Below are 17,971 nucleotides of genomic sequence, written 5' to 3'. Positions count from 1 at the left end.
CTTAGTCATTTTGGCATTCTGCCAATTTTTTTGCATTCTGTCACTCCAAACAAAAAACAGAAGCCGCGTTCATCTCTATTTCAGAGATGAAAATGCGACTTCTATTTCGTAATTGAGTATGCCCGATTGAGAACGATCAGCCCAGATAAGCTTCTCTTACCATATCATTTTTCAGTAGTTCTGCCCCTGTACCGGAAAGGATAACGCTGCCGGTCTGCAGCACATATCCCTTGTTGGCAAGCTTCAGGGCCTTTCCTGCATTCTGTTCCACCAAAAGAATGGTGATTCCTTCGTTTCTGAGTTTTTTAATGATATCAAATACGGTTTGAATCATCATCGGTGCCAGCCCCATGGACGGTTCATCCAAAAGCATGATTTTGGGGTCGCTCATAAGACCTCTGCCCATGGCCAGCATTTGCTGCTCGCCTCCGCTCAGAGTACCTCCCTTCTGCTTACGCCGTTCCAGAAGGCGGGGGAACAGTTCAAAAACATAATCTTTGTTCCGTTTAATCCGTTCCTGACTGGTAAGGCTGAAAGCACCCATTTCGAGATTTTCCTCGACCGTGAGTCTTGGAAATATTTTTCTCCCCTCCGGAACGTGGGCGATTCCTTCTCTCGTCAGGAGATGAGGTGCAGAACCATTTACTTTCTTGCCCATATAAACGATATTTCCATTTGCGGGTTTGAGCAGCGCTGAGATGGTTTTCAGTGTCGTGGTCTTTCCCGCACCGTTGCTGCCGATGAGTGTGACAATTTCACCTTCATTCACCTCAAAGGAGACGTCCTTCAAGGCATGAATTTTTCCATAATAGGTGTTCACATTATCCAGTTGCAATATTGTCTTGCTCATATTAAACCGCCTCCTCCTCGTCTTCATCTTCAATTCCGAGGTAGGCTTCAATAACCATGGGGTTATTTTTCACCTCATCCGGTGCTCCCTCCGCGATTTTTTCTCCATAGTTCAGCACCGCAACCTTATCGGAAATCTCCATTACAAGCTTCATATCATGCTCGATGAGCAAGATTCCGCAGCCGAAATCATCTCTGAGCTTTCCGATGAAATTCTTTAATTCCTCGGTTTCCTTTGGATTGAGGCCAGCGGCTGGTTCATCAAGAAGCAATAGCTTGGGTTTCATGGCAATGGCTCTTGCAATCTCAAGCCTCCTTTGCTCTCCATAAGCAAGGTTTTTGGCAAGCTCATTTTTTCTGCTTTCCAGTCCCACATAGGCCAGGAGTTCCACCGCCCGTTCATAGGCATCTCCTTCTTCCCGTTTCATGCTGCCGCTGTGAAGTACAATGTTGAAAATACTGGCCTTCAAATCCAGGTGCATGCCCACCATGATATTTTCTACTGCCAACATTTCAGGGAACAGCCTGATGTTCTGAAAAGTCCTTGCGATTCGGTGTTTAGCCACTTTTTCAGGTGTCAGATTAACCAAGCCCTTACCGTCAAAAGTAATGGAACCTTCAAATCCCGGATAGTATCCGCTGATGATATTAAAGAACGTGGTTTTTCCTGCTCCATTGGGGCCGATAATGCTTGCAATCTGCCCCTCATTCATTTCAAAATCCACCTGATTGACTGCCACCAAGCCGCCAAAGGCTTTGGACAGATTTTTTATTTCTAATAATGCCATAAATATCACTCCGTAATCATGTCATCGTTATTTTTTATTAGGGAACCGCTGATTCATCCGTGTGCACACTTCATTAACTCAGCGGCGATTCCTTAGATAGCTTTTTTCTAAACCCTTTGATCAGTTCCATGGTTCGCTTAGCAGGCATCAAGCCTTTGGGGCGGAACACGCACATCAGGATCAGAATCAGCCCAAATACTAACTTTTCATACTTAGCCGGGTCAAGCTGAGACGGTATGTAGAGAATCCCCGATACCGAAAGCTGCGTCAGGAAGGTCGAAAGCTCCTTCAGCAAATGAAGCTGCAGGATGACAACCGCCGCCGCGCCGACAATGACGCCTCTGATATTGCCCATGCCTCCCATGATCACCATGGCAAGAATTCCGATGGACTCCATAAACCCAAAGCTGGATGGATCCACAAATGTCTGTCTTGCTGCAAATACAACTCCCATCATCCCCGCAAAGCCTGCACCTGTGGCAAAGGCCAGCAGCTTCATTCGAACCAGCGGTATCCCCATGGTTCTCGCCGCAAGCTCATCTTCCCGGATCGCCGCCCAAGCTCTTCCAATTCGGGAGTGGTCCAGCCGATACGCCGCGATAAAGACGAGGACGAACAGCACCAATACGATAAAATAAAAGTGAATAGGCTGGTTCATCACAATTCCGAAAAGCTCCGGCGGCTTGACAGGGGTAAGACCTTTGGGCCCGTTGGTAAAATTGATGGGCTTATCAGCATTGTTCAGAATGATTCGAATGATTTCCGCAAACCCAAGGGTTACAATAGCCAGATAATCCCCTTTCAGCCTCAGCACCGGAAGTCCCAGCAGGACGCCCATACCCGCGGATACGATGAGCGCGAGGGGCAGAAAAAGCCAGAACCAGTTTCCCGATAACGGAAATTGATAAACGCTTTCCGGAATCACATTGTTGGCCTGAGAGGTGGCGAAAAAAGCGTACAGGTATGCGCCTACCGCATAAAAGCCAACATATCCCAGATCCAAAAGACCGGCAAACCCGATGACCACATTCAGCCCGATGGCGAGTACCGCATAGATGACGATCTGCGTAATGATCCCCAGGTAATAGCTGTTCTCCAGACCCGCGAGAGGTATGACCAGCAGGAGGTCAAGAAGTGCAACCGCCCCCTTGATTTTCAGCTCCAGCCTTACTCTGTACAAAAGGAAGAGGGATGCCAGAAACAACAGAAATATGATGCTGGATTTACTGTATAAGTAGAACAATACCGGCGAAAGAAATACCAGTACAAGCTGAACCAGCTGTTTTTCCTTGACCAGTTTGATATAGTTTTTGATTGTATCCATGGCTACACCTTCTCCACTATTGCTTTGCCAAGCAGACCGCTCGGCTTAAAAATTAGAATAATGATTAGAATTGTGAACGCCAGTACGTCCTTATACTCTGCCCCAATCATACCGCCTGTGGCAATACCCAGAAAAGCAGCGCCGAACACCTCAACAAGGCCAAGAAGCAATCCGCCCAGCATGGCGCCGGGGATGCTTCCGATGCCTCCCAGTACCGCCGCGGTAAACGCCTTCATGCCCAGAATAAATCCCACGTAAGGGCTGATCAAGGTGTACTGGACGGAGAAAAGGGTACCTGCCGCACCTCCCAGCCCTGCACCGATGAGGAACGTAAGGGAGATCACAGCATCGACATTTATGCCTACCAAAGCAGCGGTGTCCTTATCCTGCGCTACAGTACGCATTGCCTTTCCCCATTTATGCTTGCCGACAAATAAGCTGAGCGCCACCATCATTACAATTGCAATGGCAACAATATAGATGACCTTTACAGGAATCTTCATCGTATCCATAACTTGAATACTGGAATCAAAGAGCTGCGGGGTGGAAAGATAGAACGCATTTTTCCACAGCCCCTCAATGAGCCTCACGGCATCCTGCAGGAAGAAGGACACCCCGATTGCGGAAATAAAAGCCACCAGCTTTGGTGCATGTCTGACAGGCTTATACGCAATCCGTTCAACGGTGACACCAAGAAGACCGCTTAATATAATCCCGACTGCCACGGCGAGGAACAGTGCCAGGGGCGCGGGCATATTTTCCAAATATCCGGCACTTTGCAAAAAAAGAAGGGTTTCTGTTCCTGCAAAAGCACCTACCATAAATATTTCGCTATGTGCAAAATTAATAAATTCAAGTATGCCGTAAACCATCGTGTAGCCCAGCGCTACAATCGCATATACAAACCCCAGGGTCAACCCGTCAATCAGCAGCTGCGGCAACATCTGAACAATCATATCCATATGTAATCAACCTTTACTGTTATTATGCTTATTAAGCGGGAGAGGGCACACCCGCACCCTCTCCGCTCGTTATGAGGTATATCCAATTGTTTTCCGTTCATCATTCCAGAAAATCTCGTCTCCTATATTGGGAAATTGCACCCGGCAATCACTCCTAAGCCAGGAAACCTCGATCTGCTATTTCAAGTACTCGCCTGCAGGAATCATCTTAACTACAGATGAAGGATAGGCGGCTTCCTTAAAGGTTAAGGCATATACTGTGGCTTCCGTGTTATCTCCTTTGTCATCAAAGGTAACATTGGTGGAAACGCCCACAAATCCGGAAGTCGTGCGAACCGCAGCGGTGACCTGATCTCGGGTGGGCTTCTCGCCGCTATTATCATTGATAGCCTTGAGGATACCATCCAGCGCGACATTCATTGCGTCATATCCATATCCGGAGTATGCCTGAGGCTGCTTTCCGAATTTTTCAGTGTATTTATCAGCAAAAGCCTTGCCTTCCGGAGTGCTGTTGATATCAGCAGCCGCGGACGTATAATAGGTTCCGATTGCACTGTCCCCTGCAATGGTGATGACTTCTGCAGAGTCCATTCCGTCAGCTCCCATGAACTTGACGTCGATCCCCTTTTCCTTCAGCTGTTTGATCAGCAGAGAACCTTCCGGATAGATCCCACCAAAGTAAACGATGTCCGGTCCGGCAGCTCTGACAAGTTCTTCCACAGCGCTGAAGTCCGATTCACCCGCAGTGATGCCCTCATACCCGAGAAGCTTTCCGCCGATGGTTTCATAACGATTTTTCCATTCGTCTGCTACGCCCTGTCCATATGTAGTCTTATCATGAATGATAAAGCCGGTTTTAGCACCCAGTTCATTATAGGCAAAATCTGCACCGGCGGGACCTTGGGCGTCGTCTCTGATACAGATTCGATTTACATTACCAAGATTTCTTTCGGTCACATCAACCGCTGTATTGGCCGGGGAAACCATAGCCAGATTTTTCTGAGCATAAACCTCGGAGGATGGAATGGCTACACCGGAATTCCAGTGTCCCACAACCGCCAGAATATTGTCATCAACAATGAGCTTCTGGGCAACGGTTACGCCTACTTTGGGGTCAGCCTGGTCGTCCTGAGGCGCGATTTGAAGGTCGAACCCAAGGGCTTTGAATTCTTCTTTTCGTTCTTCCAATGCCATCTGGGCACCATTTTTAATGGATTCACCCACAGCAGCCTGTGAGCCTGACAGCGGTGTAACGGTGGCAACCTTAATTACATTTCCGCCGCCGGAGCCAGAGGATCCCTGCGCGCCGCAGCCTGCAGCAGCAACGACAAGTGTAAGTGTCAAAAATACAATTAATAATTTCTTCATTCGATCCACTCCCTTTAAATAATATTTCACTCTTCCTTGAATACAAAAAAACCCAAATTGCAACAACGCCTCTGCCTCATTGCAATTAGGGTTCTTTTTTGACTTGAAATGAATGATCAACTCATTGTGAAAAAGATACCACGACTCCGTGGTCGTGTCAATAGAAAATACCGAAATTTCTGAAAATTCCGTCGATGTCTAGCCGCTGATTGGGAAAAAGCAAATGCAATTGTTGAAGGAACAGTCGTATTTTCTTTTGCAGGAATTTCCTGTCTTTATTTGGGAAAGGTTCGCAGCTGTACCGATACACCGTCTGGATCATAGACGTAAAAATACTTCGTTCCATCACCTGGGTCCTGGATTGGAGATGGCTTAAATTCCGCGTCCTCCGCAATGTGATGCATCTCTTCCAAACGATCGGTTTCAAAACAAAGGAACATGCCCTTGCCCTCGAAGGTCGGCGAATCGGGAATGCAGACGAGCTCAATCTCTGTTTCTCCGTCTCCATTTGAAAGAAAGGCAAGCTCTGCCGGATCTGCTTTTACGCGTCTTGCGACTTTCTGCCCTGCCATTTTCTCATAGAAAAAAATAGACTGCTCAAGATTTTTAACTCTTATGGCGATATGTTTGAAATGCATAATATCAATACCTTCTTTTCCGTTTTATTGTTTTCTCCGATGATTTTCGATCCTAATCACCTTGTAACAGGCGTTTCCATACGTTTCAGTATAGCACGAGCAACAGCCCTCTTCAATGCAGCAGTTCAACCATCGTATCAAATCTAACACCTTTGATTCATTTCAGCAGCAATCGTCAATTAACGATAGAAAAAGACTTGGAGAAAACTGTTAATTTCCAAGTCTTTTGGTACCTTATATTCCTGCTATATTTTTTAAGTAGGAAAGAGCCCTTTCTGCTGCCTGATCCAAATCGGCCACCGTCGCATTTCCGCTCAAATCCCGCCAGATCTTGATGTCCTCTCCCACACGTCCGCCCATTCTCACAAATGGCTCCATGGTGACACAGCCCTGATATGCAACCTCCCGGAGTGCGCACATAACTTCCTTCCATGGGATCCGTCCATTCCCTGGAAGCTTTCGGTTGCACTCACCCACATGGAAATGGCCAAGATAGGGCCCCGCCAGGAGAATTGCGTCCCGGAGACTGTCTTCCTCGATATTCATATGGAAGGTATCCAGCATGACTTTCACATTTCCAAGGCCCACCTCTTTCACAAAGCGAACCCCTTCTTCTGCTGTATTCAAAATGTGATTTTCGAAACGATTGAGTATTTCCATCCCTAACGTAATGCCGTGCTTCTTTGCCAGCGGTCCTAGGATCTGCATCCCTTCAACGCTTCTTTTCCAGTCGTCCTCTTTCCTCACGCCCCTGCTGTAATCGATTGGCCAATGGGAGTAAATCGCCCCACCCAGTACATGACTATCCAGCTGCTCCATTACATAGAACAGTTTTTTATACCATTCTAGGGCTGCTCTTCGAATTGCCTCATCGGCAGAGCCCATATCGTGCTCGTAGACAGGACCATAGCCTGTGGTTATTTGGATTCCTACTGCGTCAGCACAGGACTTTAGTTCCTTGATTTCCTTCTGCGAGTATTTCGGGAGAGGAGTTCCGTTGATTTCCAGAACATCAAAGCCAAGTTTTGCAATCTTATCTGCATATTTGGAGAAACCTGCTGCATCCCATTCCTGCTCCCAGTAGGCGTAATAGATCCCGTATTCCATAGAACGTTCCCTCTCCTCTAAAAATCAAAGTGATCCGGGTCAGCGCCCGATCTCATATTCCGATTCAAAAGATTGATCCGTTCCAAATCGTCCTTGCAAAGTTCGAAGTCAAAGACATCAAAGTTTGATGAAATACGGTTCTGATGCAGTGATTTTGGGATCACAACCACGCCTCTTTGCAAGTGCCAGCGAATAACAACCTGGGCCGGTGATTTCTTGTACTTTTCTGAAAGCTCATTGAGTACCGGATCGTCAAGAATGCTTCCGCCTGTTCCTCCCAGAGGGCTCCATACGGTGACAGAAATTTCTCTTTCACTGCAGTAATCAATCACATCCTGATTGCTAAAATACGGATTTGACTCAATCTGATTTACTGCCGGCCGCAGGGTGGAGATTGTTTCAAGTGTTTCCAGGTGATGCGGCTGAAAATTGGAAACTCCAATGGCTTTTGCCCTGCCGGCCGCATAGATTTTTTCCATCTCGATCCACGCCTTTTCAAATCCGTCAGCGGGCCAATGAATGAGATACAAATCCAGGTAATCTGTCCGCAATCTTTCCAGACTCTCTTCGAAGGCCTGAAGCGTATTGTCTCGACGGATGTCTTCATTCCATAGTTTTGTAGTCAGAAAGATTTCTTCTCTGGGAACTTCGCTCTCTTCTACAGCCTTTCCAATGCTGCACTCATTCCCGTAGATCATTGCAGTATCAATATGCCGATAGCCTGCCTCCAGGGCCCATTTAACCGCATCCTCCGTCTGAATCCCATCCGGGGTCTGAAAGACACCAAACCCCAGCTTCGGCATTTTGACTCCATTCTTCAGTGTCACGAAATCCATGTCGTTTCTCCTTTCTAATCGAGATATTTCATCAAATTATAAAATCTGAACAGAATTCACTTGAATCAAACTTCTTACTTAACAAAGCTTTTTACTTAACTATCAAGCTTTTTACTAAACAATGAAGCTCTTTATTTAACAATGAAGCTTCTTGATGATCTGTCCGTATTGATTGCGATTGCGATGAGAATAATGGCGCCGAAGACGATCTTTTGCCAGAATACATCAACGCCGACAATATTCATTCCGTTTTTGATCATTGCCACGGTGAACACTCCCAGGATCGTGTTCAGGATATTTCCTTTTCCGCCGATGAGCGCGGTTCCACCGAGGACAACTGCAGAAATAACCATCAGGGTGAAGGACTCACCCACGGTTGGAGCAGAGCTCTTTGCCTTGGCCATCAGTAAGATCGCACCGAAGGACGCACAGAAACCATTGATTGCAAAGACAGCAATCTTAATTTTGTCTACTTGAATTCCTGCGATACGAGCAGCTCTTTCGTTTCCGCCGATTGCATAGATCCCCTTTCCAAAGGAGGTCCTCGTCAGAAATATGTAGTAAATAAAGATCAGTGTCAGCGATAATATCAGCGGCAGACCCAGAGGACCTATGGACCATTTATACCATTCAATGGTTCCCCAAAGCTTTTTGGGAATGGAAACCGGCGCGTTGGATATGAGCAATGCAACGGAACTCCAGATAGAGAGGAATGCCAGTGATGCGATAAATGATGGAATCTTTAATTTTACATGAATGAGTCCCAGCAAGATTCCAGCTCCCACAGAAAAAATCAGCGTTGAGCAAAATGCAATGAGCATAATCAATGGAATCGGCATGCCTGATTCTTTAAACTGCATAATGATGCTCAGCGCCATTACATTTGCTACAGAACACATGGACCCAACGGATAAATCTATGGAACCCAAAAGCAAAATGGGTGTCATACCAGCTGCCATAATCATCAGCGGTGCAGTATCGCTCAGGAGATTGCTGATGTTCGCATAACTTAAAAATGTACTTTCCAAAGCCGTAAATATAATGGTGAGCAATACAATTATGGAAATACTAAAATAGATAGCAAAATTGTTTCTGTTAATTTTTATCATTTCTTCACCCGCCCTATACCATCATACTAACGATCTGAACCTGACTCGGCTTGGCGTCTGCTGCCGCGCTGAATTCTCCGGTAATCAGACCGTCTTTCATAACGAAAACACGGTTGCTCATACTGATACATTCGTCCAGCGTATCGCCCAGCAGGATAACCGACTTTCCTCCTGCAACCATGTCACGAATCAGGCTGTAGATTTCTTCTTTTGCACCAACATCGACACCACGGGTCGGGTGATTCAGAATTAGAATATCCGCTTCTGAAGCCAGCGCGCGAGCGAATACCACCTTTTGCTGATTCCCTCCCGACAACTGGATCACCAGTTCGTCTTTTCCTCTGGTCTTAATATTCAGCAGCTTAATATATTTTTCCGCTTGGTTGGAGATGGCCTTTTTAGAAACCAGACCGTTCTTTTTCAGCCGCTTTGTATTTGACATTGCGATATTGTCCTCCACCGGCAGCCCTCTGACGATACCCTCATACATTCTTTCTTTTGGAATCAGCAGAGTCCCATCCTTTAATGCCTGGGAAGGCTCTGAATATTTCACGGGCTTTCCCTTTAAGATTACTTCTCCGTAGGTAGGCTTCTCATCACCGCAGATAACAGAGCAAATTTCTTCTTTCCCAGAGCCGACCACGCCGCAAAGCCCGAGAATTTCTCCTTTGTGGAGCTTGAAATTGCAGTGTTTAAACCGGCCCCACAGACCCAGATCCTTTACTTCAAGCACCACCTCTTCACCTGGGATGATCTGCTTATCCAGTTTGTAATATTCTGATGAGCTTTCGTGTCCCACCATCATTTCGTACATCTTCGTTTCCGTCGCCTCTTCGATAGGCATATTTCCAGCGTTCTCGCCGTCTTTGTAGACATATACCCGATCGGAGATTTCCAGTACTTCATCCAGTCTGTGTGAGACAAATATGACAGAATGCCCTAGGGCTTTTAATTTTCTAATTTCTTCAAATAATACTTTTACTTCCCCTTCATTCAGCACAGAAGTGGGCTCGTCTAATAAAATTAAACATTTTCCGTTTGCATTTGCTGACTTTGTAACATTGACGACCTTGGCGATTTCGATCATTTGCCTTGTAGCAAAATTTAGATCGATTACCTTTTTCCGAGGATTGATATGCCCGCTGCCAACAGCTTCCAGAACCTTTTGCGCTTCCTCATACATTTTTCTCCAGCGAACAAATCCCAATTGAACAAACTCTTTTTCGTGACCAAAGAAAATATTCTGCCCCACAGACAGGTTGGTAATCAGGGATTGTTCCTGATAAACCATTCCGACTCCAGCCGCATTGGCTTCCAGAGGGGTTTTTGGCTCAAACTTGCTGCCGTGCATGAACATTTCCCCGGATGAGGGGGGTTGAGCACCGATGATGATTTTAAGCAAGGTAGATTTTCCGGCTCCATTTTCGCCGATTAATCCGATGACTTCTCCTTCATACACATCCAGATCAACACCTTTGAGTGCTTGTGTGCCATGAAAGGACTTGGTAATGTTTTTCGCGCTAAAAAGTAATTTTTTCTCTTCCATTTCTATCCCTCCGGCACTATTTGCTGATAATAGTGGAACCGCGTTTTACCGTCAATGCCACCGCAATCAGAATGATCAGGCCCTGCACGCCCGTTTTGATGTTGGGGTTGACACCCATCATAGTCAGTCCGTTGAAAAGCACGGTCATGATCAAAGTACCCACTACGGTATTTACCACCCCGCCTTTCCCTCCGGTAAGAGCGGTTCCTCCGATAACCACAGCAGCATTGGCAGGAAACATGAGATCCGCCCCAATGGAAACCTGACCCTGTCCAAGCCGAATTGCTCCTAAAACCCCTGCAACCCCGAAGCAGAAGCCTGCCAAGGTAAAGACTTTGATTTTAACCTTGTTAACATTGATTCCAACAGCCTTTGGAATGGTTTCATCGGTTCCTACCGCGTAGATATGTCGGCCGAAGGGAGTGCATTCCTGTATGTATAGGCACAGCACAAAAACCAGTAATGCAACCCATGTTATGATTGGGATTTCAAGGAAACTGGATTTCGCGATTGATGCTATAAATTCATCTTTAATTGTCGGTGGTTTTCCTCCATAAGACAGCAGCCCGATGCCTGCACAGATATTCATGAACGCAAAGCTGACCATAAAAGAAGGTATTTTCAGCTTTACATGAATGGTTCCAATCATAAATCCAATGATGACACTGCAGAATACGGCGAGAAAAAGTCCCCATACTCCCATGTCATTTCCGTTGCGGCTGTTCAGTACAAAAACCGCTGCCAAAGATCCTGCCATCCCCACTGTACCATCAATGGATAAATCAATGCTGCCCAGCATAATGACAAAGGTAAGACCAAGGGCAACCAGCAGCGGGATCGCCCACTGATTCATGATTGACACAAGGTTGCTTCCGCTGGCAAATGACCCTCCCAATATCAATGAAAATACAAGAAACAATGCAATAAGCACAAAGACAGGTGCCCACTTCGTAAGTCGCTCCTTTTGATTATCTGCTTTAATCTTGGAAGCAAACTCTTCTGTAATGGACAACGCTGCAAGCTTTTCTTTTCCCATTCTATCTTCTCCAATCAATTAATAAGTCCCGTTTCCCGTTACAATATCTTGTTCGGCACGCAACCTTTTGCCGAGGCTGCTGTCGGTATTTTTTTGATGTAAGGAGGAGACTGACGGCGTCAATCTCCTCCGGGTATAGCAGATGAATATTCTTTGGACAGCTTCGATTTAAATTAATCAGTGCTTTGTTAGTCTGCTTTGCAGCTGAAGATCTTAGCAAAGTCCATTTTGGGAACTGAATCTACATATTCTGCAATATAAGAATCTACATTGTCAGCCTTTACCATTACAGCTGGTGTTAAGAACACCCTATATTCTTCCGGCATCTGTGCAGGATCGATCAGTCCGGCCCATGCTGCATAACAGATTGCCAGGGTATATCCTGACTGGAGATAGCCATTGGAAGAAACCGTTGCGACAACGTTGCCTGCCTTAACTGCCTCGACGATATCCGTGTTAGCGTCAATACCGGTCACACCAACCTTACCTTTCAGGTTCTTTTTGTCCAGAGCCTGCAGTGCACCGGTTGCCATATTATCATTGGCACACCAGATCCCGCCTACGTCAGGAGTATCGTTCAGCCATGTTTCAACCAAGGTCAGCGCCTGATCCGTAGCCCAGTTGGCGGTGTCCTGATGCGCAACTTCGATGTCCGGATATTCCTTTAATGCCTGCTCAAAGCCTTTTACTCTGTCAATCGATGCGGTATTTCCCAGCATTCCTTCGATTACGAATACCTTTCCTTTTCCGCCCATGTTATCGAACAGTGCTTTTGCCGTAGCCTTTCCGTTGGTTACATTATCCGCAGAAGTATGGATTACCCAGTTTGGATCGTAGTCCTGCGGGCTTGCATCGTCAGGCTTGTTCCATGCGGTACCGATATATCCGCCGGAGGATGCCATAGCTTCTGCAAGGGAAGGAGCGATTGCTGCTTCGTTGGGGTCAGCATAAGCGATGGCATTGCCCTTTGCCTTTGCTGCAAACTGTTTCATGTTATCAATTTCTACGTCGTTGGACCCACCGGAGTCCAATACCTGCTTTTCGTATTTCTGTCCGATGCTGTCCAGATATTTACAGAATTCATCCATGCCTTCTGTAATGGTTACTATGTAAGGATTTTCAAGCCCACGTACCGATGTTGCTACGTATAATGTCGTGTCGAGCTTTTCCTGTGGAATCTTACTTGGATCAATTGTGAAGTTAGCATAATCAATATCTTCTGCAACAGTACCCGAATTTGCCGGTGTATCGGTTGTTTCAGACGGTTGTGAGCCGCAGCCCGTCAATGTGCCTGCTATTGCAAGTGCTGCCACCAGCAATAATGAAGTGATTCTCCTCAATTTCATAAAAATTCCTCCTTTATTATTATGGGCCGATCTTAATCCGTAACATATCATACATAGGCCGATAAACCGTTTCGTTCTTATGTACCTACATTACAAGATTATTATCTTGCATGTGTCATATTATAATGCGTGCTATATACGATGTCAACCTCAAATTGGATTTTTTTTCGGTTCAAAGACGACAAAAGTAATCGGCTTTAGCGCCGCTCGTGAAAGACGAAACCGGCAAAGCAAAGCGCGTTTAGAAAAGCAGATGCATCAAAGGAACTCCAAGGTGATAGCAAACACGGGCTTACAGCGCAAATCAAGATTTGCGCTGTAAGCCCGTGCAGTTTTAGGGATTCGCTTGCAGTTTTTAGGGATTCACGATCAGCTTTAAAAGCCCCTTGCCGTTGACCATAACATCCATTACGTCGCCGAACTCTTTCAAAGAAAAATGTCCTGCTACCAGATCGTCAACTTTAATCACACCGTTTTCAAGGTATTTTACCGCCCGATCAAAGCAGTGGGTCTGGGCGAAGGAGCCCAACACCTTTAATTCATTACTGAAAATTTGGTAGGGACTGATTGTAATTTTAGCGTCACTGGAGCAGACACCGTAGATTACTATTTTTCCGGTTTTTTTAGGAAATTCGAAACATTGTTCCAATACCTCAGGCGCCCCTGTCGCATCAATCACAATATCAAAACCCTGAGGATACATTTCTTTTAAGACGTTTGTATGGACGGAATAATCCTTGCGGTCCATCCATACGGTTTGAGCATATCCATTCTTTTGGATCAGATTCAGCTTTTCCTGAGAAGATGCACATACGACGACATTTGCTGCCCCGCCATGTTTCAGCAGCTGGGCCAGCAGAATCCCCGTGGGCCCCGCGCCGAAGATCAGTACATCGTCACCGCATTTGGGTGCGATGACATCCATGCCATGAATGGCACATGCCAGCGGTTCTACAAAGATTGCCTGATCGTAGGTTAAGTTGTCACTGATTGGAAATACCTTGTCATGGTTGACCGCCACATATTCTGCGTAACCTCCGGGCCCATTGCATCCTAAAGAGTAAAAGTTCTCACAGAACAGCGGCTGATTTCTTCTGCAGTAATAACATTCTCCACAGAGAACCGTATTGTCTCCCACAACCCGATCGCCCACAGAAAGCTCCGTTACCTGGGAACCAACCTCGGCGATTTCACCGGTAAATTCATGCCCCGGTGTCAACGGAAATGCTGAAATAAAGTCTCCTTCGTGAATATGCATATCTGTTCTGCACACGCCGCAGGCTGCGACCTTAATCAGGACTTGATTGGGTTTGATCACCGGCCTTGGAATTTCTTTCAGTTCATAGTCTCTTGGTGCATTATATACAATTGCTTTCATGATTCGTCTCCTTTCATGATGCGAGCCTGGCATCTGCTCTTGATGCCAGCTTGATTTCTGCTCCTGATGCGCTTAACTCCTGCTCTTGATGCGCTGGGCTCCTGCTCTTGGTATGTGCATGCTCCCTGCTCTGCGCATCAAGCGAATTTAATTACTGCTTTTACAATGTTTGCTTTATCTTTGACGCAGTTATCCATGGCTTCTTTCATGTGGTCAAAGTCATATTGATGGGTGACGATTCCTTTCAGGTTGACCCTTCCCGAAGCCACAGCCTCAATTGCCATGGGGTAAATATGGCGATACCGGAATACTGTCTTAAACGTAACTTCTTTGTCAAGTGCCAGGCTCATGGGAAGATTCATCATTCCGGATTTTCCGTAGCCTACCAATACGATCTCTGCTCCTTTTCTCACTGAATGAATACACTGACTGGCCGTAAGTTCTGTTCCCGCTGTCTCAATGGCCAGATCAAAGCCCTCTCCCCCGGTTAATTCTACTGACCGCGCGAGGACGTCTTCCCTCACCGCATTAACTACCGAAGCTGCACCCAGTTCCAACGCTTTTTCCAGTCTCTTTTCCATCACATCAACAACCGTCACGTTGGTGACACCTCGCGCCTTTAGTGCCATCATAGTCACAAGTCCGATACATCCTGCTCCGAACACAATTGCTTTCTGTCCTGCATGGGCATTCCCTTGTCCTGCAGCATGAAATCCCACTGCCAAGGGCTCGATCAAAGCCCCTTCCAACGTGCTTACCTCATCCGGCAGCTTAAAGCATAAAGACGCATCATGTGCCACATACTCCTGGAACACTCCACCAACCGGCGGTGTTGCAAAGAAAATTACATCAGGACATAAATTGTACTTACCTTCTCTGCAAAAGCGGCACTTCCCGCAGGTCTTCCCCGGCTCCAGCGCTACCCTGTCCCCTACCTTCAGATGGGTAACATTTTTACCCGCCTCCACAATGATGCCACCCGGTTCATGTCCCAGTACAAAGGGCGGCTCCACGATATAACTGCCAATTCTTCCGTTCTCGTAATAATGCAGATCGCTGCCGCAGATCCCTACATATTCCAGCTTCACGAGAACCTCATCCTCTCCGGGAACCGGCATTGCTGCTTCGACAAACTCGATTTGTCCGATTCCGGTCATCACAGCTGCTTTCATTATGTACCCTCCTCCTTTTCTTTCTCAGGAAACTTCCTTAACTAGTTTATTAAAGTAATTAGTATATTACCGCCGGATGGTTTCTCTTGTCAATCCCCTTTCTTTCTTAAAAAAGCGACAAATGAAAAAAACCCTCCTGCCCGATTTGAGCAAGAGGGATCCATCTCATCAATATAAAGTCTTTGTAAATCAGATTTCTCTCATGAACTGTTCGATAAAGAAAAGTGCGGCGCCTAATGCAGCAGCTTCGTATTGATACTTGCAGGTCTTCACATAGGCCCCTGTGTTTCCAAAAATGTTGTTTCCGGCAATCCTTCCTTGAAAATCACTAAGATACGGTCCCATAAAGCCCCCCACATAGCCGCCCAGTATAATATCACAGTCAAGAACCATATGGAGGTTTTCCACCATAGTTGCCAGATAAGAAAGATATTCCTCCCATGCACTCTGATAAAGCACATTCCCGTCTTCCAACCCCTGAAAGAAGTTTTCCAGCTTCCCCTCTGCAAGCCCAGCCAGTCTGAGTGCAGAGCAGCACACATCAAAGCAGCCCCTTTTCCCGCAATAGCACATTCCTCCCTGCTCTGCAACAATCATATGCCCAAACTCACCGGATCGCCAGTGATCACCGCTGTATATGTCTCCCATGATGACCGATCCCCCTACACTGTTGCTCAGCGAAAGGTAAATGAGATTGTGGCTGCTTCTTTCGCTGTCAATTTCAGTCCTTCCTGCAGCATTGGCATCATTGATCAAAATTGCAGGATAAGGAAGATACTTGGCAAATCGCTCGCAGGAAACGTCATAGAGATTTAGTACATGAGACCGCTCAATCCTGTTATTTTTCCCATCTACGATCCCTGGGATTGAGATTCCTACTCCTGTAATCCGATCTTCCGGAATTTTATGCTCACGAACAAATGCTTTTAGGGTATCTGTAACCTCTTTATAATAGTCTTCCGTATCCCGGAAAGTCTTATAAATTCTGATATGCTCCAGAACCTGCTTTGATAAATTAGTATAGATCAGCCCGATATGATTTTTTGTAATATCCAACCCCACTGCATAGGCAGCGTCCCAATTGGGTCTCACCGCTCTGGCCTTTCTGCCGCCCTTGGAATCACATTCCCCAGCTTCGAGAACGAGATTCTCCTCTTCCAGCAGATTGACCAGTTGGAGCACTGTGGGCACACTGACGCCAAGTGCAGAGGCAATTTCTGGCTTTGATACCCGTTCCTTCCGGCATATATAGCGAAATGCTCTATTCTTATTGACTTTTCTTACCTCCATATTGTTGCTGCCTGCGTTCATATTCCCTCCGAAGCACTTGTAATACCACTATGATAACCCTGTTCGCTTCGCAAAGTAAATATTTTTTTCAAAATTATACTTTTCAAGCAAGAGAATATATGATATTCTTCTAACGTAGTATTGTAATATAGTAATGTCATTACATAATAAAAAGGATGGTAATTTTATGCAGACACCGAAACTATTGGCACTGCTGCCACAGGAATTCATATGCACGCCAGATGGAATGGAAGTGGATCGGGATGGAAATCTAATCCTGGCGTGTCCCAATTTTGCAGACATGTCCATGCCAAGCTGTATCGCAAAGATTGACACTGACGGAATCGTTACAAAATGGTTTGATGTACCGTTGCTCGAGAAAACAATGGAAGCCAGAGCCATGGGCCTTGCATTCGGTCCGGATTGGGACTTATATATTGTAGACAACCAGGGCTGGTCCGGTGAAGAGAGGCTGAAATTTCAGGGCCGAATTCTCCGTGTTCGCATGAATGGCAACGGTATAGAAAAGGTTACTGTTGTTGCTGAGGGTATGGAGCATCCCAACGGAATCCGCATCAAGGGAGAATATTTGTATGTGACCCAGAGCACCATGGAAAAGGTGAAAACGGAATCGGGAAAACTAATGAGCTGTGTTTACCGTTTCCATCTGGATGATGAAGCCATACATATTACAAATACTTTGGAAGATCCCAACATCTTTGCAACGTGGATTACCCATAACCCCGACGATCAGTACGGCGTGGACGGAATCGTATTCGATCACGAGGGAAACTTGTATGTCGGGAACTTTGGAGACGGAGAGATCTTCAAGCTGACGTTCAAAGAAGACGGCAGTATTAAAGAGAATGCACTGTTTGCAAAAGACCCAGAGAATCTGAGGTCTACCGACGGAATGACCATCGATGAATTCGGCAACATCTATGTAGCGGATTTCGTTGTGAATGCCATTGCCAAAATTGACCGGGAAGGACGTGTGAAACGCATCGCTCAGAGTCCTGATACCAATGGATTCAACGGAGAACTGGATCAGCCCGGCGAGCCCTGCGTCTGGAACGGAAAGATTGCGGTCTCCTGTTTCGACTGTGTGGTAGGGAGCGACAAAGTAAACACCGCTCACGAGCTGCCCGCAACGATGAGTCTTCTCGCGATTGAGCCATAGATAATATAAGAAATCCATGATACTCCGGCATGCGGCCTACCG

Annotated in this window: 16 protein-coding genes; 1 reads left to right on the top strand and 15 read right to left on the bottom strand. The window is 46.3% G+C overall.

What is annotated here, in order from left to right; all coding sequences use genetic code 11:
- Nucleotides 1-136: 136 nt before the first annotated feature.
- The 15 genes from FRZ06_18960 to FRZ06_18890 all read right to left on the bottom strand — a co-directional run bounded on the left by FRZ06_18960 (nt 137) and on the right by FRZ06_18890 (nt 16,770).
- Nucleotides 137-850: an ABC transporter ATP-binding protein gene (locus tag FRZ06_18960; GenBank protein QOX65282.1), complete on the bottom strand. Its 714-nt coding sequence runs from the start codon at nt 848-850 to the stop codon at nt 137-139.
- A 1-nt stretch (nt 851) separates the two neighbouring features.
- Nucleotides 852-1,637 (bottom strand): ABC transporter ATP-binding protein, encoded by a 786-nt coding sequence (locus FRZ06_18955; protein QOX65281.1) that lies wholly within the window; start codon nt 1,635-1,637, stop codon nt 852-854.
- A 73-nt stretch (nt 1,638-1,710) separates the two neighbouring features.
- Complete coding sequence (locus tag FRZ06_18950; protein QOX65280.1) at nt 1,711-2,961, bottom strand: branched-chain amino acid ABC transporter permease; 1,251 nt, start codon at nt 2,959-2,961, stop codon at nt 1,711-1,713.
- Between the two features lie 2 nt (nt 2,962-2,963).
- Complete coding sequence (locus FRZ06_18945) at nt 2,964-3,917, bottom strand: branched-chain amino acid ABC transporter permease (GenBank protein ID QOX66014.1); 954 nt, start codon at nt 3,915-3,917, stop codon at nt 2,964-2,966.
- A gap of 183 nt (nt 3,918-4,100) precedes the next feature.
- Entirely contained in the window at nt 4,101-5,291 is a 1,191-nt protein-coding gene (locus tag FRZ06_18940; protein QOX65279.1) for a branched-chain amino acid ABC transporter substrate-binding protein, read from the bottom strand.
- 275 nt (nt 5,292-5,566) lie between these two features.
- Entirely contained in the window at nt 5,567-5,929 is a 363-nt protein-coding gene (locus FRZ06_18935; GenBank protein ID QOX65278.1) for a VOC family protein, read from the bottom strand.
- A gap of 234 nt (nt 5,930-6,163) precedes the next feature.
- Entirely contained in the window at nt 6,164-7,036 is an 873-nt protein-coding gene (locus tag FRZ06_18930) for a sugar phosphate isomerase/epimerase (GenBank protein ID QOX65277.1), read from the bottom strand.
- A 17-nt stretch (nt 7,037-7,053) separates the two neighbouring features.
- Nucleotides 7,054-7,872, bottom strand: a complete 819-nt coding sequence (locus tag FRZ06_18925; GenBank protein ID QOX65276.1) for an aldo/keto reductase — start codon at nt 7,870-7,872, stop codon at nt 7,054-7,056.
- A 131-nt stretch (nt 7,873-8,003) separates the two neighbouring features.
- The gene (locus FRZ06_18920) at nt 8,004-8,981 is read right to left on the bottom strand and encodes an ABC transporter permease (GenBank protein ID QOX65275.1); all 978 of its coding nucleotides are present in this window, start codon (nt 8,979-8,981) and stop codon (nt 8,004-8,006) included.
- A gap of 13 nt (nt 8,982-8,994) precedes the next feature.
- Complete coding sequence (locus FRZ06_18915; GenBank protein ID QOX65274.1) at nt 8,995-10,527, bottom strand: sugar ABC transporter ATP-binding protein; 1,533 nt, start codon at nt 10,525-10,527, stop codon at nt 8,995-8,997.
- A gap of 16 nt (nt 10,528-10,543) precedes the next feature.
- Nucleotides 10,544-11,563, bottom strand: coding sequence for an ABC transporter permease (locus FRZ06_18910; protein ID QOX65273.1), 1,020 nt, complete (start codon nt 11,561-11,563; stop codon nt 10,544-10,546).
- Between the two features lie 188 nt (nt 11,564-11,751).
- Nucleotides 11,752-12,909 carry a sugar ABC transporter substrate-binding protein gene (locus FRZ06_18905; GenBank protein QOX65272.1) on the bottom strand — a complete coding sequence of 386 codons (1,158 nt, stop codon included), beginning with the start codon at nt 12,907-12,909 and terminating at the stop codon, nt 11,752-11,754.
- 355 nt (nt 12,910-13,264) lie between these two features.
- A complete protein-coding gene (locus FRZ06_18900) occupies nt 13,265-14,287 on the bottom strand; it encodes a zinc-dependent alcohol dehydrogenase family protein (protein QOX65271.1) in 1,023 nt (340 codons plus the stop codon).
- Between the two features lie 137 nt (nt 14,288-14,424).
- On the bottom strand, nt 14,425-15,459 hold the full coding sequence (locus FRZ06_18895) for an NAD(P)-dependent alcohol dehydrogenase (protein ID QOX65270.1): 1,035 nt from the start codon (nt 15,457-15,459) through the stop codon (nt 14,425-14,427).
- A gap of 189 nt (nt 15,460-15,648) precedes the next feature.
- Nucleotides 15,649-16,770, bottom strand: coding sequence for an ROK family protein (locus tag FRZ06_18890; GenBank protein ID QOX65269.1), 1,122 nt, complete (start codon nt 16,768-16,770; stop codon nt 15,649-15,651).
- A 166-nt stretch (nt 16,771-16,936) separates the two neighbouring features.
- Here FRZ06_18890 and FRZ06_18885 point away from each other — a divergent pair, with 166 nt between their 5' ends.
- The gene (locus tag FRZ06_18885) at nt 16,937-17,929 is read left to right on the top strand and encodes a phage head-tail adapter protein (GenBank protein ID QOX65268.1); all 993 of its coding nucleotides are present in this window, start codon (nt 16,937-16,939) and stop codon (nt 17,927-17,929) included.
- The last annotated feature ends 42 nt before the right edge of the window (nt 17,930-17,971 follow it).

The organism is Clostridiales bacterium (genome assembly GCA_015243575.1).
In the GTDB taxonomy this organism is placed as follows: Bacteria; Bacillota; Clostridia; order Peptostreptococcales; family Anaerovoracaceae; genus Anoxybacterium; species Anoxybacterium hadale.
Note: the sequence above shows the minus strand (reverse complement) of the source record. Positions and strands in the feature narration are given on the sequence as shown.